Source organism: Rhodococcus sp. HNM0563, assembly GCF_012726195.1.
GTDB lineage: Bacteria > Actinomycetota > Actinomycetes > Mycobacteriales > Mycobacteriaceae > Rhodococcus.
The window spans coordinates 565,402-592,400 of sequence record NZ_JAASAF010000002.1; the positions used below are offsets into that span (position 1 = coordinate 565,402).

General features: G+C 64.2%; 27 protein-coding genes. 7 read left to right on the plus strand and 20 right to left on the minus strand.

Annotation, left to right across the window (positions count from 1 at the left end; all coding sequences use genetic code 11):
* Window positions 1-4: 4 nt before the first annotated feature.
* From HCA61_RS06355 to HCA61_RS06370, 4 genes are all read right to left on the minus strand, one after another.
* Window positions 5-880, minus strand: coding sequence for an alpha/beta hydrolase (locus HCA61_RS06355; protein ID WP_169687304.1), 876 nt, complete (start codon window positions 878-880; stop codon window positions 5-7).
* Window positions 870-1,511 (minus strand): TetR/AcrR family transcriptional regulator, encoded by a 642-nt coding sequence (locus tag HCA61_RS06360; RefSeq protein WP_169687305.1) that lies wholly within the window; start codon window positions 1,509-1,511, stop codon window positions 870-872. The genes HCA61_RS06355 and HCA61_RS06360 overlap by 11 nt, the downstream gene beginning before the upstream one ends.
* Complete coding sequence (locus HCA61_RS06365; protein ID WP_169687306.1) at window positions 1,508-3,328, minus strand: amidohydrolase family protein; 1,821 nt, start codon at window positions 3,326-3,328, stop codon at window positions 1,508-1,510. The genes HCA61_RS06360 and HCA61_RS06365 overlap by 4 nt, the downstream gene beginning before the upstream one ends.
* A 117-nt stretch (window positions 3,329-3,445) precedes the next feature.
* Entirely contained in the window at window positions 3,446-4,024 is a 579-nt protein-coding gene (locus tag HCA61_RS06370; protein ID WP_169687307.1) for a TetR/AcrR family transcriptional regulator, read from the minus strand.
* A 71-nt stretch (window positions 4,025-4,095) separates the two neighbouring features.
* Here HCA61_RS06370 and HCA61_RS06375 point away from each other — a divergent pair, with 71 nt between their 5' ends.
* The 3 genes from HCA61_RS06375 (at window position 4,096) to HCA61_RS06385 (ending at window position 7,071) form a co-directional block, all read left to right on the plus strand.
* Window positions 4,096-4,659 (plus strand): dihydrofolate reductase, encoded by a 564-nt coding sequence (locus tag HCA61_RS06375; RefSeq protein WP_169687308.1) that lies wholly within the window; start codon window positions 4,096-4,098, stop codon window positions 4,657-4,659.
* Window positions 4,660-4,891: 232 nt separating this feature from the next.
* The gene (locus tag HCA61_RS06380) at window positions 4,892-5,974 is read left to right on the plus strand and encodes an alanine racemase (protein ID WP_169687309.1); all 1,083 of its coding nucleotides are present in this window, start codon (window positions 4,892-4,894) and stop codon (window positions 5,972-5,974) included.
* Complete coding sequence (locus HCA61_RS06385) at window positions 5,971-7,071, plus strand: PQQ-dependent sugar dehydrogenase (protein WP_346777498.1); 1,101 nt, start codon at window positions 5,971-5,973, stop codon at window positions 7,069-7,071. The genes HCA61_RS06380 and HCA61_RS06385 overlap by 4 nt, the downstream gene beginning before the upstream one ends.
* Window positions 7,072-7,075: 4 nt before the next feature.
* Here HCA61_RS06385 and HCA61_RS06390 read toward each other — a convergent pair whose 3' ends face one another.
* The 3 genes from HCA61_RS06390 to HCA61_RS06400 are packed head-to-tail and all read right to left on the minus strand — an operon-like array spanning window position 7,076 to window position 9,485.
* Window positions 7,076-7,528 (minus strand): MaoC family dehydratase, encoded by a 453-nt coding sequence (locus tag HCA61_RS06390; protein WP_169687311.1) that lies wholly within the window; start codon window positions 7,526-7,528, stop codon window positions 7,076-7,078.
* Between the two features lie 28 nt (window positions 7,529-7,556).
* Window positions 7,557-8,306 carry a GntR family transcriptional regulator gene (locus HCA61_RS06395; protein ID WP_169687312.1) on the minus strand — a complete coding sequence of 250 codons (750 nt, stop codon included), beginning with the start codon at window positions 8,304-8,306 and terminating at the stop codon, window positions 7,557-7,559.
* A gap of 27 nt (window positions 8,307-8,333) precedes the next feature.
* Window positions 8,334-9,485: an acyl-CoA dehydrogenase family protein gene (locus tag HCA61_RS06400; protein WP_169687313.1), complete on the minus strand. Its 1,152-nt coding sequence runs from the start codon at window positions 9,483-9,485 to the stop codon at window positions 8,334-8,336.
* A 217-nt stretch (window positions 9,486-9,702) separates the two neighbouring features.
* Here HCA61_RS06400 and HCA61_RS06405 point away from each other — a divergent pair, with 217 nt between their 5' ends.
* Together HCA61_RS06405 and HCA61_RS06410 are read left to right on the plus strand one after the other, a co-directional pair.
* Window positions 9,703-10,566 carry a CoA ester lyase gene (locus HCA61_RS06405; protein ID WP_169687314.1) on the plus strand — a complete coding sequence of 288 codons (864 nt, stop codon included), beginning with the start codon at window positions 9,703-9,705 and terminating at the stop codon, window positions 10,564-10,566.
* 2 nt (window positions 10,567-10,568) lie between these two features.
* The gene (locus tag HCA61_RS06410; RefSeq protein WP_169687315.1) at window positions 10,569-11,570 is read left to right on the plus strand and encodes a MaoC family dehydratase; all 1,002 of its coding nucleotides are present in this window, start codon (window positions 10,569-10,571) and stop codon (window positions 11,568-11,570) included.
* A 63-nt stretch (window positions 11,571-11,633) separates the two neighbouring features.
* Here HCA61_RS06410 and HCA61_RS06415 read toward each other — a convergent pair whose 3' ends face one another.
* The 13 genes from HCA61_RS06415 to HCA61_RS06475 form a co-directional block, all read right to left on the minus strand.
* Window positions 11,634-12,425, minus strand: a complete 792-nt coding sequence (locus HCA61_RS06415; RefSeq protein ID WP_169687316.1) for an SDR family NAD(P)-dependent oxidoreductase — start codon at window positions 12,423-12,425, stop codon at window positions 11,634-11,636.
* A 79-nt stretch (window positions 12,426-12,504) separates the two neighbouring features.
* On the minus strand, window positions 12,505-13,275 hold the full coding sequence (locus tag HCA61_RS06420) for an SDR family oxidoreductase (RefSeq protein ID WP_169687317.1): 771 nt from the start codon (window positions 13,273-13,275) through the stop codon (window positions 12,505-12,507).
* 12 nt (window positions 13,276-13,287) lie between these two features.
* A complete protein-coding gene (locus HCA61_RS06425; protein WP_169687318.1) occupies window positions 13,288-14,127 on the minus strand; it encodes a mycofactocin-coupled SDR family oxidoreductase in 840 nt (279 codons plus the stop codon).
* Window positions 14,128-14,175: 48 nt separating this feature from the next.
* Complete coding sequence (locus tag HCA61_RS06430) at window positions 14,176-15,063, minus strand: DUF6282 family protein (protein ID WP_169687319.1); 888 nt, start codon at window positions 15,061-15,063, stop codon at window positions 14,176-14,178.
* Between the two features lie 75 nt (window positions 15,064-15,138).
* Window positions 15,139-16,428 carry a C4-dicarboxylate ABC transporter substrate-binding protein gene (locus HCA61_RS06435; protein WP_169687320.1) on the minus strand — a complete coding sequence of 430 codons (1,290 nt, stop codon included), beginning with the start codon at window positions 16,426-16,428 and terminating at the stop codon, window positions 15,139-15,141.
* 130 nt (window positions 16,429-16,558) lie between these two features.
* Entirely contained in the window at window positions 16,559-17,359 is an 801-nt protein-coding gene (locus tag HCA61_RS06440) for an SDR family NAD(P)-dependent oxidoreductase (protein ID WP_169687321.1), read from the minus strand.
* Window positions 17,360-17,371: 12 nt separating this feature from the next.
* Window positions 17,372-18,475, minus strand: a complete 1,104-nt coding sequence (locus HCA61_RS06445) for an acyl-CoA dehydrogenase family protein (protein WP_169687322.1) — start codon at window positions 18,473-18,475, stop codon at window positions 17,372-17,374.
* A 39-nt stretch (window positions 18,476-18,514) separates the two neighbouring features.
* Window positions 18,515-19,774, minus strand: a complete 1,260-nt coding sequence (locus tag HCA61_RS06450; RefSeq protein ID WP_169687323.1) for an acyl-CoA dehydrogenase family protein — start codon at window positions 19,772-19,774, stop codon at window positions 18,515-18,517.
* Window positions 19,775-19,776: 2 nt separating this feature from the next.
* A complete protein-coding gene (locus HCA61_RS06455; RefSeq protein WP_169687324.1) occupies window positions 19,777-22,224 on the minus strand; it encodes a CoA transferase in 2,448 nt (815 codons plus the stop codon).
* Between the two features lie 40 nt (window positions 22,225-22,264).
* The gene (locus tag HCA61_RS06460) at window positions 22,265-22,405 is read right to left on the minus strand and encodes a hypothetical protein (protein WP_169687325.1); all 141 of its coding nucleotides are present in this window, start codon (window positions 22,403-22,405) and stop codon (window positions 22,265-22,267) included.
* Window positions 22,406-22,447: 42 nt separating this feature from the next.
* Window positions 22,448-22,597 (minus strand): desulforedoxin, encoded by a 150-nt coding sequence (locus tag HCA61_RS06465; protein WP_169687326.1) that lies wholly within the window; start codon window positions 22,595-22,597, stop codon window positions 22,448-22,450.
* Between the two features lie 242 nt (window positions 22,598-22,839).
* Window positions 22,840-24,348 carry a TRAP transporter large permease gene (locus HCA61_RS06470; RefSeq protein ID WP_169687327.1) on the minus strand — a complete coding sequence of 503 codons (1,509 nt, stop codon included), beginning with the start codon at window positions 24,346-24,348 and terminating at the stop codon, window positions 22,840-22,842.
* Window positions 24,345-24,950 carry a TRAP transporter small permease gene (locus tag HCA61_RS06475; RefSeq protein WP_169687328.1) on the minus strand — a complete coding sequence of 202 codons (606 nt, stop codon included), beginning with the start codon at window positions 24,948-24,950 and terminating at the stop codon, window positions 24,345-24,347. Before HCA61_RS06475 ends, HCA61_RS06470 begins: the two co-directional genes overlap by 4 nt.
* A gap of 380 nt (window positions 24,951-25,330) precedes the next feature.
* Here HCA61_RS06475 and HCA61_RS06480 point away from each other — a divergent pair, with 380 nt between their 5' ends.
* Both HCA61_RS06480 and HCA61_RS06485 read left to right on the plus strand, forming a co-directional pair.
* On the plus strand, window positions 25,331-25,789 hold the full coding sequence (locus HCA61_RS06480) for a Zn-ribbon domain-containing OB-fold protein (protein WP_169687329.1): 459 nt from the start codon (window positions 25,331-25,333) through the stop codon (window positions 25,787-25,789).
* A 2-nt stretch (window positions 25,790-25,791) separates the two neighbouring features.
* Window positions 25,792-26,979 (plus strand): hypothetical protein, encoded by a 1,188-nt coding sequence (locus tag HCA61_RS06485; protein WP_240958971.1) that lies wholly within the window; start codon window positions 25,792-25,794, stop codon window positions 26,977-26,979.
* The last annotated feature ends 20 nt before the right edge of the window (window positions 26,980-26,999 follow it).

Genomic DNA, 26,999 nt, shown 5'->3' on the forward strand with positions numbered 1-26,999 from the left:
AGGTTCAGCGACCCCAACCGGCGAGCACTGTCCGGATCGCCGTGACCAGGGCCAGCGGTTGATCGAACATCGGGTGGTGTCCGGCGACGGGTAGTTCCACCATCGTCGCGTCAGACCCCAGCTGCTCCCGGATCTGCGACAGCAACGGTTCGCGGATGATGCCGTTCTCGCATCGGTAATACGTGAGGGGGCAGCCTTGATGCAATGCTTCGAGACTGCGGCGCGCCTCCCGGCCCATGCGCAGGTTGTCGAACTTCCACGACCAGCCCCCATCGACCTCCTTCAGCGATGTGCGGGCGATGTGGTCGAACACGAACGGCTCTGCTTCGTCCTGCGGAGGTACGAGCCGGAACCGCGCAACAGCGGCATCAACAGAGGGGTACACCTTCGGCGGCCCGGCGTTCGCGACCGTCTTGGTACGCATCTCGATCTCCTCGGGGGTCATGTCCCGAATCGGAGAGTCGAGAATGACGACACCGGTAAGCCGATCACCGTGCAATGCCGACGCCACGAACGAGACGATTCCGCCCATGCTGTGGCCGACCAGGACAGGTGGCCCGGAGATACCGCCGTGTTCGGCCGCACCGAGGACTTCATCGGCCCAATGGTCGAGGCTGTAGATCTTGCGGTGGTCGCTGTCGCCGTGTCCGCTCATATCGAGTGCGACAACGCGACGACCGCTCGCCAGCTGTGGACCGATGTGGTCCCACCAGCGCGAATGTGCCATACCGCCGTGGACGAGAACTACGCCGGGTGAGCCCGCTTCACCCCACGCGCGGTAGGCGATCCTCGCACCCGACACCGTGTAGGTTCCAGTCTCGACGGGCGCGGCAAGGGCATCCACGAACCACTGCGGAGCAGGACCGTTCTCATTGCTCATTACCCGAACCTATGCGAAGTGTGACGCTCACCAACAATTGGGCCAGGAATTCGATCCGGGGCTCCTCCTGCTCGGGCTGCGGATGCACGGTTGCGACGAGTGCTTCACCGTCGAACAGGTGGACGAGGGAGAACAGAATCATGTCGAACTCAGCGGCCCCGAAACGCTCGGCGACGGGCAGCGCACGCGCGAACTCGGCGATCGCAGCGTGGTAGCGCGCCCCCATCGGGACGAGATGCTCACGCAACCTCGAATCGGTGCGGGCGGCGCCGAGCAGTTCGTACCAGGCCGCGTTGATGGGGGCTCGTGTCGCGTCGCGAAGCAACTGTAGGCACGCGCGCACCGATTCAATGCCGGCGTCGGGCCCGCCGAGCTGTTCGAGCCCCGTCCGGAAGTTCGCGAGCTGCCGAATACTGACCTCGTCAGCCGCCGCGACCATCAGGTCCAGGCGCGTCGGGAAGTGCCGGAATATACCGCCCGAGGACACCCCGGATCTCGAACAGATCTCACCGATCGTGGTAGCGGCGTAGCCGAGTTCGGCAAGAGACTCGATGGTCGAGTCGATGATGCGCCCGATCGTTTCCTGCCGCCGCTGTTGCTGAGTGCGGCGAGTACGCGCCGGGGTACTCACAGCGGATGTGCCACAGGCGTTCCCCGCACCGGCGCCGGTCCGCGCTCCTCGACACCCGCGCGCAGGAACCGCCCGGTCCCGATGCTGGTCCCGTACCCCGGCACGAAACTGCCCTCGCGGAACACCACCTTCCCGGCCACCGCGGTCGCGGTGACGGCGTCGTCATTGCGGTTGACCATCCGGCTGAGTCCACCGAACTCGTCCATTGCTGCTTCGTGGTAGGCGTCCACATCATCGTTCAGACCTGCCGGGTCGATCACCACGAAGTCGGCACGGTCGCCGACTCGCAGATGTCCCGCGTCGATCCCGTAGAAGTCGCCGAGTTCACCGGTGAGCTTGTGGATCGCTTCCCCGAGCGGCATCACCGGGGTGCCCCGCTTCTCGTTGTCTCGGATTCGGCGCAGCAAACAGATCCCGAAGTTGTAGAAGGCCATATTGCGCAGGTGCGCGCCCGCGTCCGAGAATCCGACCGTGACACCCGGGGTCCGGATCAACCGGTTCGCAACCTTCTCCCGATCGTTCGCGATCACGGTGTGCCACCGGAACTTCCGTCCGTGTTCGACGACGAGGTCGAGGAAGGTGTCGACGGGGTGGAGGTTGTTGTCGCGGGCGACCTCGCCGATGGATCGGCCCACGAGTGACTCATCGGGGCATTCCGTGATCCGGGTGTCGTCGAAGTCGCGGTGCCACACGCGCGGAGAGAACTTCTTCTCGAAGTCCTCGCGGAACCACCGCCGGTACCCCTCGTCCTTCAGTAGGTCGTTGCGCCCCAGTTCTTCCTTCAGATGAAGCGCGGCACGGCCCGATCCGAATTCCTCGAAAACCACGAGATCGATGCCGTCGGAGTGCACTTCGAAGGTGGTGGGTAGATGCTGCCAGCGGAACATACCCTTACCGATGCGGTTGGCAGCGTAGGCGATGGGCCCGAAGATCCGGTTGACCCACCGCTCGGCCTTGGTGTCGGCGGCAGCCAGTACCGAGGCCTTCATCGGACGTCGGCCGAGGCCGGTGCTCGCCAGAGCGAAGAAGGCGACATCGTACTTGGTGTTGAGATTCGGCACCGCCTGGAGCACGCGGCCGCGGCGCCGCAGAATACGATGCAGCCGACGGAATTCCGACCACGATGCGTGCGTCGACGGGAGCGTACGAGAGCGGTAGCGGTCGCCGTCCATCTTGTCCCACGGGTTGGTCATCGTGGAGACCCCGAGGAATCCGGCGTCGAGCGCCTCGTTCACCTTGTCGTCGATGGCTGCGAGTTCGGCGCGGGACGGTGAAACAGCGGGTTCAGTGGATCGGCCGAGTCCCATCACCGACGCCCGCACGTCCGAGTGTCCTATGAATGCAGTGACATTGGGCCCCAGCGGCAACTTGTCGAGGGCATCGACGTACTCCTGCGGCGACGACCACGTTCTCGCCGAGTCCAGCGCGCGCAGCACGTGGTCGCGGGGCAACGCCTCGACGCGACTGAACAGGTCCGCGCCGTCGAGTGCGTTGACATAGACGGTCGAGAGCGAGCAGTTACCCATGAGCACAGTGGTGACACCGTGCCGTACCGACTCGGACAACCCGGGCCCGACAAGCACTTCCGCATCGTAATGAGTGTGGGTGTCGATGAAGCCGGGTAGCACCCACTTACCGTGCGCGTCGACGACCTCGGTATCGGGCCCGACGAGCAGTTCGTCAGTGGACGCAACCTCGACGACGCCGTCGCGGATGCCGAGATTGCGCACGACGCCTGGCGCGCCGCTTCCGTCGAACCACAGCCCGCCGCGCACGACGAGGTCGTAGCCCGTTTCGTGATCCACACCACTGGTCATGCGCAGAGCGTATTCACAGAAAGCGGACGTCCACTCTCGAAGTGGATACCGTTATTCGATTGTTACCGAAACACGCCTTTCGAGTAGGCGCAATGAGACAAGGGTTCGGACGGAACGTCAGCCCTCGGCCGGAATAGCGCGGTCGACCGCCGTTCGCACCAGATCTGCGGCGCGCTTCTCGTCGAAGATCCCCGGGAGCGTAAGGCGGTCCAGGATGAGCCAGTTCAAGGTGAGATACAAGAGAACGACGGCATCCTCGCCGCCGGGCAATCCGGACAGTCGATAGTTGCTGATATTGAACTCCAGATCAGCGCGCACCCGGTCGGTGAGCAGAGCCTGCAATTCGGGCCGCCGGGTCGCCTCGAGCCGGAGTTCGAGGATCGCGAGATAGCCCGTGCGGAATCCGGAAACCCGCTCGACCACCTCGGTCATCAATTCGGTCATGGACTCGCGCGTCTGCAGTTGCTGGGACTGCTCCATCCTCTCGCCACTGGGGACTAGTCGCTCGTAGTAGCGGTGCCCCACTTGAACGAGCAGGTCGTCGCGGTTGGAGAAGTAGTTCGACGCGGTACCGGCAGGCACCGCAGCCTCCTTGTCCACCGCCCGAAATGTCAATCCCCGCGCACCTTCTCGGGCCAGGACCTCGATCGATGCATCCAGCAAGGCCTGTCGCCGCTCAGGATTCGTCCGAACCACTTGACACCACTCCATCTGTAGTACTACGTTCAAACCACTTCAAGCATAGTACTACGAAAGGTCCGGTAATTATGCGAAGGCTTGTCTACTACGCGGCGGTCACTCTCGATGGCTACATCGCGGGCCCCGAAGGAGAATTCGACTTCTACCCGGTAGCCGACGACATGTCGTGGATCAACGAGCGATACCCGGAATCGGTCCCGACCCCGCTGCGCGAACTCGTCGACATGCCGGCCGATACACCGAATCTGCAATGGGACACCGTGGTGATGGGTCGCCACACCTACGAGGCCGGCGGCATGACCAGCCCATACGACCACATGATGCAGTACGTCGTCTCTCGCACACTCGAACCGGTGGACAACCCGCAGGTGAAGATCGTCGACACCGATCCGGTCGAACTGGTCCGCACACTCAAGGAGCAGGAGGGGCTCGACATCTGGCTGTGCGGAGGTGGAAACCTCGCAGGTCAGCTCATCCACGAGATCGACCGACTGATGTTCAAGAGCTACCCCGTGATCGCAGGAGGCGGACTCCCGGCGCTGTCCGGGAACTTCAGCCCGACGCGGTTCACCGTCACTGCGCGCCGGGAATTCAGCAACGGCATGCAGCTCACGTGGCTCGACCGCGCCTGAATCGACGCGCCCTCACCGAAAAGTCCGGCTACCCGGCCGCCCCACATCCCGAAAGGCAGTATCCCAATGCGAAAGCAGCACAGCACCTACCCGACCCGGATCCACCAGCAGCGCTCGATGACACGAACGGTGTCTCCTCGCGTGATCACACCCAGGGGCGGAACGCAGCGGACCGGGCGACGCGGAGCCAGGTAGCACACCCACGCTTCCGCGTGCGACTACGGTCGAGATGATGATCGCCTTTCCTTCCATCGACGTCACCCCCGCACTCCTCGTCGACCGCGCCGTCCTCGACGGCAACATCGCACGCATGGCAGCATCGGCGCGCGAACGCGGTCTCGATGTACGACCGCACGCCAAGACCCACAAGTGCATCGAGATCGCCCATCTCCAACTCGCCGCAGGCGCGCGGGGACTTACCGTCGCGACGGTGGCCGAAGCGGAAGTCTTCGCTCGAGCCGGGTTCGACGACATCTTCATCGCCTATCCGCTCTGGGTCGACGCCGCGCGCGGCGCACGATTGCAAGCCCTGTCCGAGACCGTGCAACTGACTGTCGGAATCGACTCCGCGGCCGGAGCTCGCGCACTTGCCGAGCACTGCGACACGTCGATCGGGGTACTGGTCGAGATCGACAGCGGACACCATCGGACAGGTGTTGCACCCGAACAGGCGGGCGAGGTCGCGGGGCGGGCGCGCAGGCTGGAGCTGAATGTGCTGGGCGTGTTCACTTTTCCCGGGCATTCGTACGGTCCGGGCCTGCCTCACGTCGCCGGTGCCGAGGAGACCGAGTCACTCGCCGTCGCGGCCGCGGCATTGCGCGACGCCGGTATCGATCCCGTGGTGATCAGCGGCGGCTCGTCGCCTACCGCCCTCATCGAGACACCCACCGTCTCGACCGAGCTACGCCCGGGGGTGTACGTGTTCGGGGACGCTCAGCAACTCGAACTCGATGCGGTGACCGAATCCGATATCGCACTCACCGCGTTGGCGACGGTGGTGTCGGCCCGGGGCGAGGTGGTGGTGCTCGACTCCGGAAGCAAGACACTCGGCGCCGACCGTGCACCGTGGGCCACCGGATACGGCCGTATTCTCGGCGAACCCGACGCGCGGATCACTGCCCTTTCGGAGCATCACGCCACCGTGCAGTGGCCGAATGCCGGCACCCGGCCCGACCTCGGGCAAAGGGTGCGGGTGATTCCGAATCACGTTTGCAACGCGGTCAATCTCGCGGACGAGCTGATAGTGGTGGACGGACGCCACGCCGATGCGGTGATGGACCGATGGCGGGTCGCTGCACGAGGATGCACCACGTGACATCCGTATGGTTGCGCCGCGTCGCCCTCTTCGCCCTGACGGTTCCGCTCATCGCGTGTTCGTCTTCGGAGGATGTGCCCGCGACACCCACTCCCGCGATCACAGCCCCCACACCGCAGGTCACGGACACCGTCGCATCCGGTCTCGACACACCGTGGGGTGTCGCGTTTCTTCCCGACGGAGCAGCTCTCGTCACAGAACGCGACTCGGGTCGCGTCCTCGAGATCGGCGCAGACAAGCAGGTTCGAGAGATTGCGAGGATCGCCGGTACGGTCGCGCAGGGGGAATCCGGCCTGCTCGGCATTGCGGTGTCACCCACATTCGACACCGACCGGTTCGTATTCCTCTACGTCACAACCTCTTCCGGAAATCAGATTTTGCGTGTCACGTACGACGGAACGACTCTCACCGGCCATCAGGTGATACGCGACGGCATCCCTGCCGCACGAGTCCATGATGGCGGCCGGCTGCAGTTCGGACCCGACGGCATGCTGTACGCCGCGACCGGCGAAGCAGGCAATCCCCCTCTTGCACAGGATCCGGCATCGCTCGGCGGGAAGATCCTGCGGATGACCATGGACGGTGAGCCTGCGCCGGGTAATCCCGACCCGGTCTCGCCGGTGTATTCGCTCGGTCACCGCAATGTGCAGGGACTGGCGTTCGATGACGACGGCAGATTGTGGGCGTCCGAATTCGGGCAGAACGATGTGGACGAGCTCAACGAGATCGTAGCCGGCGGCAATTACGGCTGGCCCGAGGTCGAGGGCAGCAGTGGCAGGGATGAATACATCGACCCCGTCGTGACATGGCCGGTCGCTCAGGCGTCACCGTCCGGGATCGCCTACGACGACGACAACCTGTGGGTGGCCTCGCTGCGGGGAGAACGCCTGTGGCGCATCGGTATCGCGGATTCAGGTATCGCCGATTTCAGCACAACCGAGTTCTTCACGGGTGAATACGGGAGGATGCGAACCGTCGTCACCGCACCCGATGGCTCACTGTGGTTGACCACGTCGAACCGCGACGGCCGCGGGGAACCCACAGATGACGACGACCGCATCCTCCGTATCGAGAATCCCAGTCTCGAAAATCCCTGACAGATCAGGGAACAAGCACGACGATCGTCTCGGCGACGAGTGCCGGCTTGCTACCGCCTTCGATCTCGATAGTGTAGCCCACGACGAGATTGGCGCCCTTCGCGGTGCGCTCGAGCGACTTGAACTCGGCAGAGGCGCGAACCTTTGAACCCACCGGGACCGGCGCGGGAAACCGCACTTTGTTGGCGCCGTAGTTGACCTTCATCTTCAGGCCGTCGAGCGAGAAGATCTGTGTGCCGAGGACCGGAAGCAGCGACAGCGTGAGGTAACCGTGGGCGATCGTCGCACCGAACGGACCGCTCGCAGCCCGCTCGGGATCGACGTGGATCCACTGGTGGTCGCCGGTCGCATCAGCGAAGAGGTTCACCCGTTCCTGAGTGATCTCGAGCCAGTCGCTCTGGCCGATGGTCTCGCCGACCGCCTTCTCGATCTCGTCGATTCCGTTGAAGACCCGCATGTTCGCCTCCTGTAGTTGGTATGTGGCGTCAGTGCCCGGAACGCCGGAGAGTGACGCGATAGGTGTAGTGCTCGGGCAGGAAGTAACTCACCGACAGTTCGGTGGGTATTCCTGCCTCGTTCGAGTACAGACGGTCGACCCGCAGCAGCGGGTGCCCGACAGCACAGTTCAGAACCTCGGCGACCTGCTCGGATGCAGGTGCGACGGTGATCGATTGTGCGGCTTCGACGATCGGGCTGGCGAGATACGGCTCGAGCAACCCGATCACGGTGTTGCGGCTGGATGCACCGAGCTGCAGCGCAGGTTCGTCCAGTACATCCGCCGCAATCTCATCCGGTAGATGGATTGTGGTGTGCACGAACGGTATCCCATCGTGTACTCGTCGCAGGACGACCGAGTACAGCAGATCGGTGTCGAGGCGCAATCGACTCGCTGCATCGATATCGACGCCGCGCTTCAGCGGCGAGACGATCTCCATGACCGTGTCCGCCGACAACGCGAGCAAATCTTCGATCGAGCCGAGCTGCCGACGGTAACGCCGCCCCGACTCGTTCGCGAACGTACCCCGACCGGGCACGCGATAGACGATTCCGTCGGCAACCAGGTCCTGGAATGCCCTGCGCACGGTCTGTCTGCTCACTCCGTGCTGCTCCGCAAGCTCTGCCTCCGTCGGCAGACGCACACCGTCGTTGTACCGACCGGCGTCGACAGCGTCGCGCAACTGACGCGCGAGTTGCGCGTATGCGGGTTCCGTCGTCTCGCGTGTTCTGCTGTCCATGACGGAGAAGATCCTAGTGGGCGGCGCTCAGAGTCCGCCGCGCGCCACGAGCTGCGACGCGATCACATTGCGCTGAATCTCATTGGTCCCCTCACCGACGATCATCAACGGCGCATCACGGAAATACCGCTCCACGTCGTACTCCGTCGAATACCCGTACCCACCGTGGATCCGCACCGCATTGAGCGCGATCTCCATCGCGATCTCCGAGCAGTACAGCTTCGCCATCCCCGCTTCCATATCGCAACGCTCACCGCTGTCGAACTTCTCCGCCGCATACCGCGTCAACTGACGCGCCGCCGTCAGCTTCGTCGCCATCTCGGCGAGATAATTACCGATCGACTGATGCTTCCAGATCGGCTGCCCGAAACTCTCCCGCTGCTGCGCGTACGCCAACGAATCCTCCAGCGCCGCCGCAGCCACACCCAGCGCCCGCGACGCGACCTGCAACCGGCCCGTCTCGAGGCCCTTCATCATGTGCCCGAACCCCTTGCCGGGCTCACCACCGAGAATCGCGTCCGCCGAGATCCGGTAATTGTCGAAGCTCAGTTCACACGATTCGACACCCTTGTATCCGAGCTTGGGCAGATCCCGCGAGACCGTCAGGCCGGGACCGTGCTCGACGAGCACCACCGAGATGCCCTTGTGACGCGGAGTGGCCTGCGGATCGGTCTTGCACAACAGTGCGATCAGACCCGCACGACGCGCGTTGGTGATCCACGTCTTCGCCCCGTTGATCACCAGGTCGTCGCCGTCACGCTTGGCGGTCGTGGTCATCGCCTGCAGATCCGAACCACCACCGGGCTCCGTGAGCGCCATCGTCGCCCGGATCTCACCGGTCGCGAGCTTGGGCAAGTACCTACGCTTCTGCTCCTCGGTACCGAACAACGCCAGCAGCTTCGCGACCACGGTATGTCCGCCCATCGCACCCGAGAGCGACATCCACCCGCGCGCGAGTTCCTCGGTGACCTGCACGTAGCACGGCATAGACACCGGCGATCCGCCGTACTCCTCGGGCACCGCGAGCCCGTAGATGCCGATCTGCTTCATCTGCTCGATCCACTTCTCGGGGTACTCGTTCGCGTGCTCGACTTCCTGCACCGACGGCTTGACCTCGCGGTCGATGAAGTCGCGGACGGTCTTGACCAGGAATGTTTCTTCGTCGTTCAGATGGCTCACGGAAGTCCTTAGGCTCGTCGTGGTCCCGGCCGCGGGGACGCACACTTTGTACGGCCATTTTGAGGACCATTGCCGAGGCTTGTCAATCGCGCACCCTGCCGAATCAACACTTCGAACCAGTGATATCAGTGATCGGTGCCGCTACCGATACCTATAGAAGTAGCGCATCACGGCACAATGGCCGTACATTTGACCACGTTCCCTACCGTCGAATTCCATGAGGTTCCCCGTGACTTCCGAGCAACATCTTCGCCGGCGAGCGGTGCTCGTCGCCCCCGGCTCCGATGAACGTAAGGCCGGCAAGGCCCTTGCATCCGTCGCCGACGAGGTCGTTCTCGATCTCGAGGACGCTGTCACTCCCGACCGGAAGTCCGCTTCGCGCGACCTCATCGCCCCCCTGGTCCGTACGTACGGCGCCGGACGCACAGTGTCTGTGCGCATCAACGGACGCGGCACCGAGTGGTTCGAGGACGACCTGCGCGCGTGCGCCGAACTCGGCGACGCGCTCGCGTCGATCGTGTTCCCCAAAGTCGAGAGCGCCGACGATCTCGTCGATGCCGACCGCATCCTGGGCAAGGACTCCCCCGTCGGGATCCAAGCGCTCATCGAAACGCCCGCCGGTGTCCAGAACATCGACGAGATCGTCGTGGGCCCACGCGTCGCAGGCGTGATCATCGGCTACGCCGACCTCGGTGCCGCTCTCGGACGCGCACGCACCGCAGCGCCCGAACACTGGCTGTATGTGCAAGACCGCGTCCTGCATGCGGCGCGATCAGCAGGCGTGCAGGCCATCGACGGCCCGTTCCTCGGTATCGCCGACGACGCGGCGTTCCAGCACTCCGCACGGTGGGTTTCCGACCTCGGATTCGACGGCAAGTGGGTCATTCACCCCGCGCAGATCGATTCCGCCACGGCAGCATTCACTCCCACCGGCGAGCAGGTCGAGGCCGCCCGCAAGGTTCTCGCAGCACTCGAAGAAGCCGAAGCACGCGGCGCCGGAGCAGCGCAGTTGGACGGCCAGATGCTCGACGAAGCTGTCGCCGTCGCTGCCCGCCGCACCCTCACCAAGATCGGAGCCTGAGCATGGCCACCACCCCCTCCTACGTCGGCGGGCCCTACTTCGACGAGCTCACCGTCGGCCAGGTCTTCGACACCGCCCCCGCCGTGACCCTCACCGACGGTCTCGCTGCCGCCCATCAGAGCATCCTCGGTGACCGCTTCCGCCTGCCCCTCGACAAGCACCTCGCCACTCGTGTCGCGAAAGGCCCGGTCGCGCACGCAGGTTTCGTCACCGACATCGCGATCGGCCAGTCGACTCTGGTCACGCACCACGTCAAGGCCAACCTGTTCTACCGGGGTCTGCGCTTCCGCCGGTTCCCCTACATCGGCGACACCCTGTACACCACAACCGAGGTAGTGGGACTGAAGGAGAACTCGGCGAAGCCCGGTCGCAAGCCCACCGGTCTCGCCGCTCTGCGGATGAACACCGTCGACCAGGACGGCAATACCGTCCTCGACTTCTACCGATGTGCCATGCTGCCGCTGAGCGAGAACCCCGACGAGAACAGGATCGTGCATGCCGACGACCTGTCGGCGATCGGACCGCAGGACGAGCCGCAGTGGACCTCCCCCGAGGGATGGAACCTCGACGAGTACCGGTCCTCGGTGCCGGGCGCGCATTTCGATGCCTCGCTGGCCGGCTCCGTCCTCAAGTCGAGCGGCGACGTCGTCTCGAGCGCACCGGAGCTCGCTCGGCTGAGCCTCAACATCGCCGCGACCCATCACGACGAGCGCGTCGGTGCGGCGGGGCGGCTGGTGTACGGCGGGCACACCATCGGTCTGGCGCTGTCCCAGGCGTCACGGGCGCTGCCGAATCTCGTGACGGTGCTCGGCTGGAAGTCGTGCGATCACACCGGCCCCGTCCATGAGGGCGATACCCTCACCAGCGATCTGCATGTCGAGTCCGCACAACCCCTCGCGGGGGGCGGGGGCGTGCTGAACCTGCGCTCGCTCGTCTATGCGCACCGCGCGGACGCGGAGCCTGCGCCGGTGCTCGATTGGCGATTCACGGGACTCATGGCCTGACAGCGCATGGAATGACGAAAGGGCGGACCAGGATTCCGGTCCGCCCTTCGCTGTCCATACCACTCAGAACGCGCTACGACCACCGTCGACGGTGTAGATGCCGCCTGTCACCCAATCGGCTTCGTCGCTCGCGAGGAACAATGCCACCGAAGCGAGATCGTCCGGCGTACCGAGGCGGCGAAGCGGGAATCGATTCGCGACCTCGGCGTCGATCGCGGTCTGGTCGGCATCGGCGTCGGCCGCACCACGGTCGACACGAGACCGGTACACCAACGGTGTGGGGATCGTGCCCGGGCAGATTGCGTTCACTCGCACGTTGTCCGGCCCGTAGGTCACCGCCATCTGCTTGGTCATGGCGATGACACCGCCCTTGGCTGCGGTATAGGGGAAGATTCCGGGCAGGCCGATCAGGCCACCCATGCTCGCCTGGTTGATGATCGACCCGGTACGTCGCTCGATCATGTGCGGCAGCGCGTATTTCGATGTCAGCCACACCCCTTTGAGGTTCACACCGATCACCTTGTCCCACTCGGCTTCCGTCGTGTCCGCGGCGTTGCCTGCACCATTGATTCCGGCGTTGGCGAACACGACATCGAGGATGTCGAACTCTGCGAGCGTCTCGGCGATCATGCGCTGGGAATCGGCATCGGAGGTGACATCTGCGGCCACTGCCAGTGCGCGTCCGCCCGACGCACGGATTTCGTCGGCGACCTGCTCGGCCGCGGCGAGGTCGCGATCGACCACGGAGACGGCAGCGCCTTCTGCCCCGAAGCGGAGCGCGGTCGCCCGTCCGAGGCCGGATCCTGCACCGGTGATGAGTGCTGTCTTACCGGCGAGGCGTCCGGTCGAAGCCATGAGTGTGCCTTTCGGTTCTCGGGTGATACGTCGCCGAACATGTCCGACGAGACGATTCTGTCCGACGAGACGATCCTGCTTATTGTGCGGTGAGTCCACCGTCCGCGGTGACGGTCGAGCCCGTCATGTAGGACGACTCGTCGGAGATGAGGAACGCGATGATCGACGCCATTTCGTCGACCTCTGCGCGGCGTCCCAGGGGTGTCTGGGCCAGCGCCGTGCTGGTGACACCGCCCGCTTCCCGCGCCCGCTGCGCGAGCGGGGTGTCCACGACACCGGGGCACAGCGTGTTGGCGCGCACGCCCCGATCGGCGTATCCGACCGCGATGGACCGGGTCAGGCCCAGCACACCGGATTTCGACGCGTCGTAGCTGCATGTATTGGTGTTCGCGGAGATCAGCGAGGCCACCGATCCGATGGTCACGACGGACGAGCGCCGTTCTTTCAGCATGTGGTGCAGCGCCGCCCGCACCGACAGGAACGAGCCGGTGAGGTTGATACCGACCACGTCATGCCAGTCCTCGACCGACATTTCGTGTACCAGGGCAGATTTCGCGATGCCCGCGCACGTGACGATCCCGTCCAGTCCGCCGAGCCGAGTCGCAGCGTCGTCGATGGCCGGTCCCACTGAGTCGGGGTCGGACACGTCCGCGCTCACTGCGACGGCCGTCGCGCCTGTACCGCCCACACCACGCAGTTCGGCGGCGAGCGCTTCGGCCGCTGCCGCATCGAGATCGAGCACTGCAACCGCAGCGCCCTCCTGCACGAGTCGTCGAGCGGCGGCGGCGCCGATACCGCCTGCGCCACCGGTGATGAGAACCTTGCGTCCTACGTTGCGTCCTTCAGTCATTCCCGTTACCTCTCAGCTGATGCGGAGACCGCAGTCGACAGGGATCGAGACACCGGTGACGTACCGGGCCTCTTCGGATGCCAGCCACAGCACGGCATTGGTGATGTCCTCGGGCTCCACCCACGCCATGTCCATGACGTTGCGCCCGCGTGCACGTGCGCGCAGATCCTCGATGGTCGGGTTCTCGAGGTCCGGGCAGAACACCCGCAACGTCGATTCACTGAAGAGCATGTCGGTCCCGACGTTGCCCGGATGGACCGCGTTCACGCGGATTCCCTGGCCGCCGTACTCGGCTGCGAGAGTCTGCATCAGACCGACCACGCCGTGCTTCGATGCGTTGTAGTGAGCGACGTTGCGCGAGCCGTTGTATGTGACGACCGAGCTGGTCAGCACGATCGAACCGCCACCGGTCCGGAGCATCTGCGGAATCACGGCCTTCGACGTCTTCCACACACCGGTGAGGTTGATGTCGATCATGTCCTGCCACTCGTCCTCCGTCAGTTCGACGGTGGGGCGGCAGCCGCAGACACCCGCGTTGGCACTGACGATGTCGATCCGGCCGAACTGCTCGACGCAGTCGGCCGCTGCGGCGTCGAGTCCGGCCTGGTCCCTGACGTCGACCTTGCGCGTGATGATCCGGCGTCCGGTCTTCTCCACGAGCCGCGCGGTTTCGGCGAGGTCTTCCTCCGACGCCATACCGTAGGTCAGCGAGGCGATGTCCTCGCATGCGTCGGTGGCATAGATGTCGGCACCCTCCTGCGCGAGCCGCAACGCGTGCGACCGCCCCTGCCCGCGGGCAGCGCCGGTGATGAAGGCGACCTTCCCGGCCACCCGTCCCTGAGTGTCGGTCATTACTCTGTCCTTCGAAATCGTAGTTGCCACTTGTTTCACGCCCTGCCGTCAGTCCATGCCCAGCAGGCGTGCCGGGTTGTCACAGGTCATGACCTTCAGGTCCGCTTCGTCGATGCCCTCGTCCCACAGTGCATTGACATACGAATGCAAACCGGCCGCGGGGTGCGGAATCTTCGTCGTCCATCCGTAGTCGGTCGCGAGCACCACCCGGGCGGGGTCGAGTCGTTTCAGCGCCGACACGACGCTCGCGAACGTCGACGGCTCGCCCATGCAGGTGTGGGCTGCGAATTCGATACTGGCGCCGAGGTCGGCCAGTTCGATCACCTCCCGCTCGGTGAGACGCGGGCCGGTCGTCGCATGCATCGCGTGGGTGACGAGAACGCGTCCCTTCGACGCGTATTCTCGTGCGACGGCGAAATGTTCGGCGGTCGATACGTGTCCGGTCGCGAGGACAGCGTCATACTGGGTGATCAGGTCGAGGATCGTGCGCACCTCGGGAACGATCGCCCCGTCGGCGTCGATCACCCGGATCCCCTCTTCCTTCTCACCGAAGAAGGCCTTCACCTTCGCCGGTGCATCCTGCTCCGACGACAGCGTGGGTAGCCAGACGACCTGCGCGCCCGCACGCAACGCGCATTCGACGGCGTGCGGGTTCAGGCCTCCGACAGGATGATCGAGGCAGATTCCTCCGATCGACCGGACTTCGGGGACGGCCACATTGGCGAGATGTGCAGCGACCGTCGACGGAAATTCATGTGCTTTCAACACGAGCGCTCGCATACCGTGGTCGGCGGCCTCTCGCGCTGCCTCGACCGGGTCGACGCTGTGCGGCGTCTTGGCTGCCATCTCCACGAGCGGCTCCGGACCGAAATGGCAGTGCATGTCGATCGCACCGTCGAGTGCGATTGCGGCTGTGCCGGAATGACGTTCGGTCATGGTGTATCCCTTGATGCAGAAACGTTCCGGAGGAGGCGCAGGGGGGCAACTCCTCCGGAACGTGGTCGGCGAATGTCAGGACGGGCGATGAGGCAGGTAGATCTCCTCGTAGACCCGCTCGATGTACGGGGCGATGTCGATCTTGCCTGGCGTGTACCAGGTGGCGAAGCCGTTGTAGTCGGTTTCGTTGGTGTAGCCGAGCTCAGTGATGGTCTGGCTCCACTTGTCGGCGCTCTCACGCACCGACGTGACGAATCCGGCGCCGTCACTCAGACCGCTGTTACCCGCGATCGCGTCGACGATCTTGTTGTTCGCATCCTGCACCGCGGTACGCGCGTCGTCGGCGAACGGCTCGATGGATCCGCCGTACTGCTGGATGTCCTTGACGGAATCGACGGTGACGGGCCAGATCTTGCCCTCGATGCTGCCGGTCATGAACGCGTCGAGGCGATCCCACATGAGCTGCTGCGCCACGAGCGGAAGCGAATCCCACACATCGAGGTTCATCGCCATGTTGCCGCTCGGCACTGCGAGGCCGGCTTCCGGGTCGATCACCGTCTGCGGTGCAACTTCGAGGATGCCGCCGATCTGGGCAGCCGCGGGGCTGAGCATCGAGCAGTCGATGACACCGCGCTGCAATGCCTCGTAAGCCTCGGTGTAGGCAACGGACGTCGGGGTCGCACCGAGAGCGGAGACCTGCTGGTTACCTGCGGTGCTGCCGACAGAAATGCTGCGACCCTGGTAATCGGGAAGCGCGACGCGCTTGTCGGAGCAGAACAGCGCGTTCATACCGGCGTTATAGGCGGGAAGCATCAGCTTCATGCCCTTGTCTTCGAACTCGGAGACGATCTCGGGGGTGTTCAGGGCGACGTCCGCCGGCCACGCATTCGACTGGAGAACGCCGGTGACAACGCTCTGGTCGGACAGCACGCTGGCGTCGAGCAGAGCAGATGTCGCCGGGAACTCCTGCGGTTCGTACACAGCGAGGACCTGTCCGATATCGAGTCGGCCGTCGACGATGGCGTTGTCGATCTCGGTGGACTTGGCGATCGCGTCGGAGTAGGCAATGTCGAATGTGATCTTGCCGTCTGACCATTCCTCGACGGCCGAGGTGTAGGCGTCGATGAACGCGCCGCCGGTGGATCCCTGCGTGCTGGGCGACTGTGTGTGCAACACAATGGGGTCCACGTCTGCGAATGCCGCCTGGTATTCCTCCATCGTCGCACCGAACGCGACACCCTCACCGCCTCCGTTGGTGTCACCGCCACCGGATGAGGTTTCAGCGCACCCGGCGAGCAGCAACGCTCCTGCCGTCACGAGGACGCCGGCGCGAGGCAGCAGGCGTGCCCGGGAGAATGTGACCACTTCGGAACTCCTTCGTCAGGATCGACCGCAAGATCCGGTGATACCGACCTTCTCGGATACTCCACTCGGAGTGATCACCCTCACGGTTATGGTGTTAATCATGCGACTGAATTAAGGAGATGTCAAGGCCTCATTCTGCCGTGACCCCGCCGTCGACGAGAATGGCCTGACCCGTCACGTACGACGCATCCGGTGACGCGAGAAACGCTACTACCGAAGCGATTTCCTCAGCCTCGCCGTACCGTCCGAGAGGAACGCTCAGCGGCTTCGAAGGATTCTTCACCGTGCCGGTCGTCGGCACGATGGCCGCGGTATTGGCACTGAGGTTGGTACGGACAGCCCCGGGGCAGACGCTGTTCACCCGGATACCCTGCGGCGCGTACTCGACAGCGAGCGTCTGCGTCAGCATCTTCACCCCGCCCTTCGACGCGCGATACGGCGCGAGGCCGCCTTGCGTCGCGATGAACGACGACGTCGACCCGCAGGTCACAACGGAGCCACCGCCCCGGCGCAGCAGCGAGGGCAGCGCACTGCGAACGGTGAAGAACGTGCCGGACAGATTGATGTCGAGAACCCCGTACCAATCGTCACGTGTGACTTCATGACTGTCCAGACGCGCACCGCTGACGCCTGCCGCGGTGAAGACCACGCTGATCTCCCCGAGCTGTGACACGACGGCCGCCACGATCTCGTCCATCGCCTTGTCGTCACGGACGTCCGCGGCAAACGCGACGGCCGTACCGCCCGCCTCACGAATCTGCGAGGCAGTGACCTCCGCATTGTCGACATTGACGTCGACGACCGCGATCGCGGCACCTTCCTGCGCGAGCCGGATCGCCGAGGCCGCCCCGATTCCGGAACCGCCCCCCGTCACCAGCGCAACGTCGCCTTCGAGGCGGCGCATCGTTGTGGTCGGTATCGTTGTGGTCATCTCCCGCTCCCCTCAGATTCCGACCAGATCGGCCAGCATGTCGTTGTGGTGCACCTTGCTTCCGAACAGCGGCTCGATCGATTTCGCTCGACGGAAGTACAGATGCGGATCGGCTTCCCACGTGAATCCGATGCCACCGTGGACCTGAATGTTCTGGGATGCACACAGTGTGAGGCACTCCGAACCCTGCGCCTTCGCCATCAGCGCGGCGAGCCTGAAGTCTTTCGACTCGCCCGCCGCGGACATCGACGCGAACATGACCGTGGCCTCCGCCGAGTCGATCGCGATCGCCATGTCGGCGCACTTGTGTTTGATCGCCTGGAACGATCCGATGGGCCGATTGAACTGCACGCGCTGCTTCGCGTAGTCGACCGCCATGTCGAGGATGGCCTTCGAAGACCCGATGGCCTCGTTGGCCAGCAGGATTCGAACGAGGTCGACGACACGGACGATTGCCGCGTGATCGGAGCCCAGCAATCGAGCGGGGGCACCGGCGAGTTGCACGGACGCGAGGGGGCGCGTCAGGTCGAGAGTCTCACGCGATTCGATCGTCACACCGGACGCAGTAGCGGCCACCACGTACAACCCGATCTCGTTGCCGGACGGGGTCACTGCAGGCACGACCAGCAGATCAGCGGTGTGCCCGAATGCCACATAGTCCACACGCCCTGTGAGTGTGTGCGTATCGCCTTCGGCCGACGCGCGCACGGCCGCACCGTCCACCTCGAGGTCGCGGTTGCTCGACAACGCCAACGTGCCGATGGTCTCGCCGGACGCCAGCCCCGGAACCAGCTCCTCCTGCTGCGCCGCGGAACCCAGCCCCCGGATGGCCTCCATTGCACCGATCGTCGTGATCACGGGTACCGGTGTCAGTGCGCGTCCGAGTTCTTGTACCACCACGCATGTTTCGAGAAGACTGAAGCCGCTCCCTCCCAGCTCTTCGGGGACGTGGATACCCGGCACCCCCATATCGGAGGCGAGCAACTGCCAGGTCGACGAATCGTATCCGCGGGTTTCGGCCACCTGGCGCACCCTGGTGAGCGGTGCACGTTCCGACAGGAGTTTGCGCAAGGACCCGCGGAATTCTTCTTGGTCCTCGTTGAATTCGAAGTACACGATAGTTCCGTTCTGCCGTAGATCGGCGGAGATCTCGGATCAGGCAGTCTTGCGTCGCCCGATGTCCTGGAACGGGCCGCTGTCGAGCCTCGGCTCCTTGGGGAGACCCAGCAGTTGCTCGCCGATGATGTTGCGCTGAATCTGCGAGCTACCGCCGTAGATCGTCGCCGCGCGCGCGTAGAGAGCGATGTCGTTCCAGCAGCGCGAGGAGTTCTCGGTTCCGGGCGCAGGGGTGACCAGAATGCCGTTGTTCCCCTGCCCTTCCGGTGTCAACGCTTCGAGTCCCAGGATTTCGAGTCCGACCTCGGTGTAGCGCTGGAAGAACTCGGCCCAGTAGATCTTGGAGAACGAGCCGTCAGTACCGGGGCGCCCGCCTTCGAGCAGCTTCGTAAGCGCACGGTAACCGCGGAAGCGCATCGTCTGCACCCGCTGCCAGCACCACGTGAGTTCCTGACGGATGTGTGGATCGGTGGTGAGTCCTCGCTCGCGGGCGAGTTCGATGAGCCGGTCGACCTCGCGTCCGAAACGCACCGCGTCGGTCGTCGCGCGCACTCCACGTTCGAATCCGAGGAGCGTGTTGGCCGTGTGCCAGCCTCCGTTGACCTCGCCGAGCACATTTGCCGCGTCTGTGCGTGCGTCAGTGAAGAACACCTCGTTGAACGCGACATAACCTGCGGCGTTGAGGATCGGTCGTACCTCGACGCCGGGTTGGTCCATCGGGACCAGCAAGAACGACAGGCCCTTGTGCTTGACGGCCGTCGGATCTGTACGGCAGATCGCGAAGATCCAGTTCGCGCTGCTGCCCGCGGAGGTCCACGTCTTCTGGCCGTTGATGACCCATTCGTCGCCGTCGAGCACGGCACGCGTTCGCATGCCCGCCAGATCGGATCCTGCCTCAGGCTCCGAATACCCTTGGCACCAGCTGATTTCGCCGGAGAGGGTCTTCGGAATGAAGTATTCCTTCTGCTCCTCGGTGCCGAGCACAGCCAGTGTGTTGCACAGCAGCTTGATACCGAGCGTGTCGTTCTCGGTGCCTTCCGGAACTCCGAGGCGCATCAATTCCTCGTTGAGCACGACCTGCTCGATGTCGGACAGTCCGCCGCCGCCGTATTCACGGGGCAGGGACACCGCGAGCAGATCGTTGTCGGACAGGACTTTGCGCCACGACTTCAGGAACTCCTCCTGCTCGACTCCGGGGAGGGCGCCGATCCCCTTCCAGTCGTCCGGCAGATTCGATTCGAGAAGTTCACGGAGCGATGCGCGGTACTGCTCCGCTTCCGGCGGATACGTGATGTCCATGGTCAGTCTTCCTTCGCTGCTGCCGTGGGCAGTGCTTGATCGGACGGCAGTGCACACACGGACGCCATGAGTGAGGTCACCTCGTCGGAGGTGTAGCCGAGCTCGGTGAGGATCTCGCGCGAGTGCTCACCGAGCGCCGGCGCACCCCCCTTGAACGCGCCGGGGGTGTCGGACAGGTGCATGACCATGCCGACCTCACGGCACCAGCCGTACTCGGGGTGATGATGCTCGACGACCCGATTCGAGTCGAGAGCCCATTCCTCCCAGAGCAGTTCGGGCATGATCGGGTAGTCGAGGGGGATCTCGACGGGCACCGAGTTGTTGTCGAGGAGTTTGAAGGCGCTCTCGCTGTCCAGGCCGGCGAACAGATCGGTCAGGGTCTCCGCGAGCGCATCGGCATTCGCCGAGCGGTCGGTATGCGTCGTGAAACGCGCGTCCGTGGCCAGTTCCGGGCGGCCGAGCGCCTCGACGAGGCGCACGAAAGCCGCGTTGCCGAACACTGCGATCGCGATCCACCCGTCATTCGTGCGGTACACCCGGTAGAGCGGCGACCATCCGGTCTGGTCTGCATCGAGTTCGTGTGCGGGAATCGCTTTCCCGTCGAGTGTCGCGGAGTGCTCACTGACGACGAACAAGCTCGAGTGCAGCTGCGGGCTCTCGACGGATTGCGTCTCCCCTGTGTTGAGGCGGTGATTGAGGGCCAACAATACCGTGACTGCGCCGAGGAATCCGTTGTACAGATCTTCGTTGCCGATGACACGGCGGATCGGAAGATTGCCCCTGCCCGATCCTTCGAAGTTGAGGCCGACCATGCCGGACACCATCGGCGCGAACGACTTGAGGCTCGACTTCGGTCCGGCCGAACCGAATCCGGGAAGGTACGCGTAGATGACGTCGGGATTGATCGCCTTCAGCGTCTCGTAGCCGAGGCCGATCTTCTCTGCTTTACCGGGTCGGTAGTTGTGCATCACCACGTCGGCTTCTGCAACGAGACGGTGCGCGATCTCCTGTCCCTCGGGCTTCCGCAGATCCAAGGCAATGTTGCGCTTGCCGCGGTTGGCGCCTTCGAACAGGTCGCCGAGCGGGCGCATCTGATCGCCGATGAGCGGCTCGATCTTGATGACCTCGGCACCGAGGTCGGACAGCAGACGTGCACCGAATCCGGTGGCGAAGTAGGAGCTGAAGTCGAGGATCTTCACACCCTGCAGCGGGCGCGTCACCTTCTCGGAGTTGTCCGGCAGGGGTGCCCAGACATCGGAGCGAGCGATCTCGTCCGTGCGGGAGTTGTGCTCACCGACCTTCGGCGCGGGCACCGGGGTCGCAGGCTTCGATTTCTCGAAGCGGATCACCGGGCCGACCTGCTGGATCGTGCCGTAGTCCTCGTCGGGCAGTTCGATCGGCACGCCCGCGAACTGAACCTGGTCGTCGGCAAAGATGTCTTCGGGATGGTTGAGTGGCAGCGCAGCGATGTCGTCCGCGTGCAGCATTTCGAGCCATTCGTCCCTGTTGCGCTGCTTGAATGCCTGGGGAACCTGGTTGCGCGCGATGTCGAGTTCGACCTCGTCGAGCGGTACGGCCATTTCGGGACCGTCGATCGTCTGTGTGCGGTCACCGAACCCGAGGATGTCCATCGTCCGCTTGTATGCACCGGGGCCCCCGGTATGGACGACGAGCCACTTGCCGTCGGCGCACTGGAAGGGATCGGTGATCAGACGCTTGTTGCCGAAGCCCTTCTGGGTGCCGCTGCGAGCGAGGTAGGAGATGTCCTTCTCGTTCCACCACCAGTTCATCGACGCGATCGCGAGCATGCCATCGAGCAGGGAGGTGTCAAGTTTCTGGCCGGCGCCGTTGATCTTCCGCGCGCGCAACGCCGACAGGATGCCGATCGTGGTGATGAACGCGGTGCCGTAGGAGACGGTCGGGTGACCCATGAAGATGGGCCCGTCGCGGTGACCCTCCTGCTCGGCCATCTGCCCGAGACGGGCATTGAGCAGAGCCTCGTAGCCGGGCCGCTCGGCGTGGGGACCGACGTTGCCGTATCCGGTCACCGACACGTAGACGAGTTCGGGGAACTGCGCGTGCAGCTCGTCGTAGCCGAGCCCCAGTGCGTCGGCTTTACCCACACCGAACGACTCGACGAACACATCGGCGTTCGCCACGAGACCGCGGATGATCGCGCGTCCCTCGTCGGTGTGCGGATCCGCCTCGACACTCCACTTGCCGCGGTCGGTCGACTTGCGGATGTTCGCTCCAGCGTCGGGACCCCCGCCCGGACGCTCGACCTTGATGACGCGGGCACCGTAGTCTGCCAGCATCATCGTCGAAACGGCAGCCGGCATGCCCCAGCTCGCATCGATCACTACGAGTCCGTCGAGTGGACCAGCCATTGCGCGCTCCTTCTTCTCACACGATGCCGCGCCGTACGCAGCCAGGGTTTCGTCGGTGTCCATTGGACGTCGGTGTCCGCCGAACAGACAGGATCGAGTAGTCCTAGTCGGACGAGGGCAGAGGCTTCGCCGTGACGAGCTCCATGGGAGCGCCGTGGCAGGCGAATTGCCCCTCGCCCTTCTTGACGCAGATGATCTGGGTTTCGCAGGTGGCGCACGTGTAGCGCTTACCGACCTCGTTCATGTGAACTCCTGGGATGTGGTGATGGCAACGTGGTCCGGTCGGCTATCGACCGAACGTGACCTCGAGGGGTGCGCCGCAGCAGTTCAGCGACGAGCCACCGGCCTTGGTGACAATTGCTTCTGAGCCGCAGTTGTTGCAACGCAGACGGTTGCCGTTCGAGGCTTCGGTTCCCTCGGTGTTCTGTGCACTCATGTCCACTCCTTCGCCGTGTGATGGGTTCGGGGAGACGAGTATGCGCCTACGCCCCGGGTGAACGTTACTTAGTTCACTATAATGATGTTCATAGATTAGGGCAAGCGTTCTCGGGTCGCGCTTTCCGAACCGACTCAGAACCCGATGACCCGGCTCAGAACCCGATGACGACGCCCCCGCGACGGCGCCCCTCGAGGCCACCGTATGCGAGGGCGTCGACACACCCAGTGTTACGACTGCCCTCAGCCGCCGCTGGAACGGTCGGGCAGGAACGTCGAGATCTCCGGGAAGAAGATCAGGATCAGGACGACCACGATGGCCATCGGCAGGAACCACGCAGCGGCGACGAATACGTCCTTGAGCGGAATATCCTTGCCCAGGTTCACCTTCGGATCCTTGACGATCGAGTGGACGATCATCGCCAGGATGCCGACCGGCGGCGAGAGGATCGCGAGCTCACCCATGAACACGACGAAGGCACCGAACCACAGCATCGAGATGTCGAGACTCTCGAGCGTCGGGATCAGGATCGGCACGGTGAGCACCATCATCGGCAGCGGATCCATAAAGGCGCCGAGGATCAGGTAGACCACCATCATCAGCAGGAGGAACTCGACCCGCCCGAGGTTCATATCGGTGATCAGATCGGCGAACCCGTTGCTGATGCCGGTCAACGTCATCATCCGGGAGAGCGCCTCGACACCGACCAGCAGGAGGAAGACCGCACCGACCGTCGAGACGGTACCGATGGAACCGTCGAGGAGCGCGCGACTCGCGCCGCCGGTCTTGCGCCTCCAGATGAAGACCACGCCGACCGAGCAGAGTGCGGCGACCGCGCCGGCCTCGGTGGCGGTGAAGAGGCCCGAGAACATTCCACCGATGATCACCGCCACCAGGACCGGAATCGGCCAGATGGACACGAGGCTCTTGAACCGGGTACTCCATGAGACGCTCGACGCCTCGATGCGGCTTTCCTTCGTCCCCGCAACGTCCTTGGCGAAGACGGCAATCAGGATGATCGCCACCGTGAACATGATCGAGACGAGGATTCCGGGGCCGATACCGGCGAGCAGCGCCTTACCGACCGGAACCTCGGCGATGCCCGCGTACAGGACGAGCAGGATACTCGGCGGGATCAGCTGGCCGGGCAGACCGGCGACCAACACCGCACCGACCGCAAGTCGTCGGTCGTATCCGGCCTTGAGCATCTCGGGGATTCCGATGCGGCCGAGAGCATAGGTCGTCCCGGTCGTGGACCCACTGACCGCAGCCAGTCCGGAGCCGGCGATGTTCGTGCCGACCGCCAGGCCGCCCGGAAGCCAGCCCAACCACTGTCGGGCAGCGGTATAGAGCGAATCGGTCATGCCGGAGCGCCACAGCAACAGACCCATGAGCACGAACATCGGCACGACGCTGAGGGTCCAGCTCGCCACCTCGTCGTAGGGAAGTGACGTGAGCGCACTCGTCACCGTCCGCTCGCCACGCATCGCGTAGAGCCCTGCGAACGACGGGACGATCATGGTCAATGCCACCGGAACCCGCAGGCACAGCAGCGTAATCATCATCACGATCGACGCGCAGCCGATCGCGACCGGCGTCAGCGGCATGAATATCGCGGCAGTCGACCCCAGTAGCAGCACCATCAAGGCACCGAACAACACCCATGAACGGGTCGAAAACTTGTTGCTGGGGCCGACAACCGGCGGGGTGGGATTCGGGTCCCGAACTTCGGCGGTGGTAGTGGTAGTCATTTGCTCTCCGAATTCGGCGCAGTTGCGGCAGTGGCGGACACACCGTTTTCTTCATCGATCTCGTCGGTGATGCGGGCTACCTCGGCGTCGGTCGCGTCGACCGAATCCTCCCCGCCGCGGAGGGCACGCACGCCCGCGAAGGCGAACTGCACACACAGGACGCCGAAGGCGATGGGAACGAGGAAGTACACGGGCCATGCCACGACGGTCGACACGCCCGCGGTCTTTCCGATGTCTCGCGAGTGGAGAGCTTCTTCGAGGCCGAACCATGCGAATCCGAAGAACACCACGACACCGAGCATGTACCCGAAGAACAGCACCGCTCGTCTGACCCGCGTGGGGAAGTAGTGAGCCACGAGGTCCGCGACGATGTGCTCCCCCCTGACCTGCGCCGCCATGAAGCCGAGCAGGGCGATGATCGGGACGTAGATGTACTGGGTGATCTCGAGCGTGTTCGGGATGGGCGACGACGCGAACGCTCGCATGAGCGCGTTCGCCGTCACATGGATCATCATCACGAAAAGCACGATGACTGCAGGTATCTCGATGAGCAGCAGTAACCGACTGCTCGGCTTGCTGGAAGCGCTCGGGGATGCGCTCATGTCAACTCCGCTGGTATGAGGGGGGTGGGGCGGCGTGAAGTGACGCCCGAAGGTCATGTGGTGAGTAGCTGGACAAGCGCGGCGAGTGCGTCGCCGACTCGTCCGGAGTCGACATCGTCGACCCTGACGTCGGACTCAACACTGCGGTGCGCCATGATTTTCGCCTGCCTGTCGTGACCTACATCACTCTCGGGTCATATCATTCGCCTAGATTGCGGGAGAGTCAAGCTTTCATGCGAATGATTTGCCTAAAATCCCGTTAGCGACGGCCTATCCCTCCTCGCAGAGGGTGAAACTTGACGAGGCCGAGACCGGCGTCACAGAATCACAATAGATGATCACCATTATTCGCAATAGATGTCAATGTCGAGCGAGGACCGATGCCCCCAACTGACGCTGCAGCCGAAACCCCACGCAAGCCGTTACCTCTGGCAGACGAGACCACAGCCCCCTACTGGGACGCCGCGCGAGAACACCGCCTGACGGTGCAGCGTTGCGATTCGTGCGCCCGCTACCAGCACCTCCCGCTGGGCTTCTGCCCCGTATGCGGCACCGCCGAGCTGTCCTGGAAAGACGTATCGGGCCGAGCGAAGCTCTACTCCTACACCGTCATGCACGACGCACCGGCACCCGGCTTCGCCGGACACTTGCCGTACATCGTCGCCGTCGCAGAACTCGAGGAGCAGAAGAACCTGCTGATCACCACCAATCTTGTGGACGCCGACCCTGCCGATCTGTCGATCGGGCTCCCCCTGGAAGTGACCTTCGAAGAACTGGCACCCGGCGATGTCGTGCCGCAATTCCGTCTCTCGCCCGAGACCCGACACAGGAGCAGCTGATCATGTGGGACTACCGCGATCAGGTCGCGATAGCCGGAATCGGCTACACCGAACTCATTCGACGCAACCCGCGCAGCCTGTTGTCGCTGACGGTCGAGGCCACGGACGCAGCACTCACCGATGCCGGTCTGACCCGAGCCGACGTCGACGGCCTCGCGACCACCCCGACAATGCCGGTGTACGGCGGCGACAAGGGTAACCGGGACGGCATCGATGTCGTCACTCCGGGACATCTCGCCGGAGCGCTGAGAATCCGCGACAACCTCTCATGGCTCGGCAACACCATGCCGATGGTCACCCACGCCGCCATCGACGCGATCAACGCACTCGTCGCAGGCACCTGCACGCACGTCGTCCTCTATCGCGCACTGCACATGCCGCAGGGACGGTACTCGAACTTCACGTCCGCGCGAGCCGGCGGCAAAGACCAGTTCTTCGCGCCGTACGGCTTCTCGATGCCTGCGGGCTGGGCTGCGACCGTCGCGCGCCGCTACCTCGACCTCGCCGGTGCGACACGAGAATCGTTCGCGCGCTTCATTGTCGACAATCGCGAACGCGCACACCTGAACCCGAATGCGTTCTTCCGAGGCAAGACCCTGACGACGGACGAGTACCTGTCGTCACGCATGATCGCCGATCCCATCACCATGCTGGACTGCGACCTACCCGTCGACGGCGCCGTCGCCATGGTCCTCACCCGCGCCGACCGCGCCCGCGACCTACGCAATCCTCCCGCGTTGATCTCGGGCTACGCCGCGAGCAACCACATCGGCGTCACCGGTGTACCCATGACTTACGAAGACATCATCGCCGGGTCGGAAACGACGGGTGAGCGACTCTGGACCGCTGCCGGGATCAACCGCGACGACATCGACATCGCCCAGTTGTACGACGGATTCTCGATTTTCACGTACACCTGGCTCGAAGGTCTGGGATTCTGTGGACGAGGAGAAGCCGCGTCCTTCATCGACGAGGGGAATGCCCGCCCCACCGGGACGCTGCCGCTCAACACCGGCGGCGGGTGCCTGGCCGAGGGTCGGCTGCACGGCATGACACAGCTCACCGAAGCGGCCTATCAGGTGACCGGCCGGGCCGGAGAGCGTCAGATTCCCGACGCGAAGCGGTCCGTCGTCACCGTGTCCAACGGACTGGCAGGGTCGACCGCGTTCGTCATCTCGGCAGACCACTGACAGAGCACACGAGCAGGGGG

Excerpts from the sequence above, each read along its gene's own strand:
- HCA61_RS06365 (WP_169687306.1), bottom strand. The coding sequence starts at position 3,328 with ATGACCAGTGGTGTGGATCACGAAACGGGCTACGACCTCGTCGTGCGC.
- HCA61_RS06440 (WP_169687321.1), bottom strand. The coding sequence starts at position 17,359 with ATGACCACAACGATACCGACCACAACGATGCGCCGCCTCGAAGGCGAC.
- HCA61_RS06485 (WP_240958971.1), top strand. The coding sequence starts at position 25,792 with ATGTGGGACTACCGCGATCAGGTCGCGATAGCCGGAATCGGCTACACC.
- HCA61_RS06460 (WP_169687325.1), bottom strand. The coding sequence starts at position 22,405 with ATGAACGAGGTCGGTAAGCGCTACACGTGCGCCACCTGCGAAACCCAG.
- HCA61_RS06475 (WP_169687328.1), bottom strand. The coding sequence starts at position 24,950 with ATGAGCGCATCCCCGAGCGCTTCCAGCAAGCCGAGCAGTCGGTTACTG.
- HCA61_RS06470 (WP_169687327.1), bottom strand. The coding sequence starts at position 24,348 with ATGACTACCACTACCACCGCCGAAGTTCGGGACCCGAATCCCACCCCG.
- HCA61_RS06480 (WP_169687329.1), top strand. The coding sequence starts at position 25,331 with ATGCCCCCAACTGACGCTGCAGCCGAAACCCCACGCAAGCCGTTACCT.
- HCA61_RS06415 (WP_169687316.1), bottom strand. The coding sequence starts at position 12,425 with ATGGCTTCGACCGGACGCCTCGCCGGTAAGACAGCACTCATCACCGGT.
- HCA61_RS06410 (WP_169687315.1), top strand. The coding sequence starts at position 10,569 with ATGGCCACCACCCCCTCCTACGTCGGCGGGCCCTACTTCGACGAGCTC.
- HCA61_RS06430 (WP_169687319.1), bottom strand. The coding sequence starts at position 15,063 with ATGACCGAACGTCATTCCGGCACAGCCGCAATCGCACTCGACGGTGCG.
- HCA61_RS06390 (WP_169687311.1), bottom strand. The coding sequence starts at position 7,528 with ATGCGGGTCTTCAACGGAATCGACGAGATCGAGAAGGCGGTCGGCGAG.
- HCA61_RS06450 (WP_169687323.1), bottom strand. The coding sequence starts at position 19,774 with ATGGACATCACGTATCCGCCGGAAGCGGAGCAGTACCGCGCATCGCTC.
- HCA61_RS06355 (WP_169687304.1), bottom strand. The coding sequence starts at position 880 with ATGAGCAATGAGAACGGTCCTGCTCCGCAGTGGTTCGTGGATGCCCTT.
- HCA61_RS06465 (WP_169687326.1), bottom strand. The coding sequence starts at position 22,597 with ATGAGTGCACAGAACACCGAGGGAACCGAAGCCTCGAACGGCAACCGT.
- HCA61_RS06375 (WP_169687308.1), top strand. The coding sequence starts at position 4,096 with ATGCGAAGGCTTGTCTACTACGCGGCGGTCACTCTCGATGGCTACATC.
- HCA61_RS06455 (WP_169687324.1), bottom strand. The coding sequence starts at position 22,224 with ATGGACACCGACGAAACCCTGGCTGCGTACGGCGCGGCATCGTGTGAG.
- HCA61_RS06405 (WP_169687314.1), top strand. The coding sequence starts at position 9,703 with ATGAGGTTCCCCGTGACTTCCGAGCAACATCTTCGCCGGCGAGCGGTG.
- HCA61_RS06425 (WP_169687318.1), bottom strand. The coding sequence starts at position 14,127 with ATGACCGACACTCAGGGACGGGTGGCCGGGAAGGTCGCCTTCATCACC.
- HCA61_RS06380 (WP_169687309.1), top strand. The coding sequence starts at position 4,892 with ATGATCGCCTTTCCTTCCATCGACGTCACCCCCGCACTCCTCGTCGAC.
- HCA61_RS06395 (WP_169687312.1), bottom strand. The coding sequence starts at position 8,306 with ATGGACAGCAGAACACGCGAGACGACGGAACCCGCATACGCGCAACTC.
- HCA61_RS06420 (WP_169687317.1), bottom strand. The coding sequence starts at position 13,275 with ATGACTGAAGGACGCAACGTAGGACGCAAGGTTCTCATCACCGGTGGC.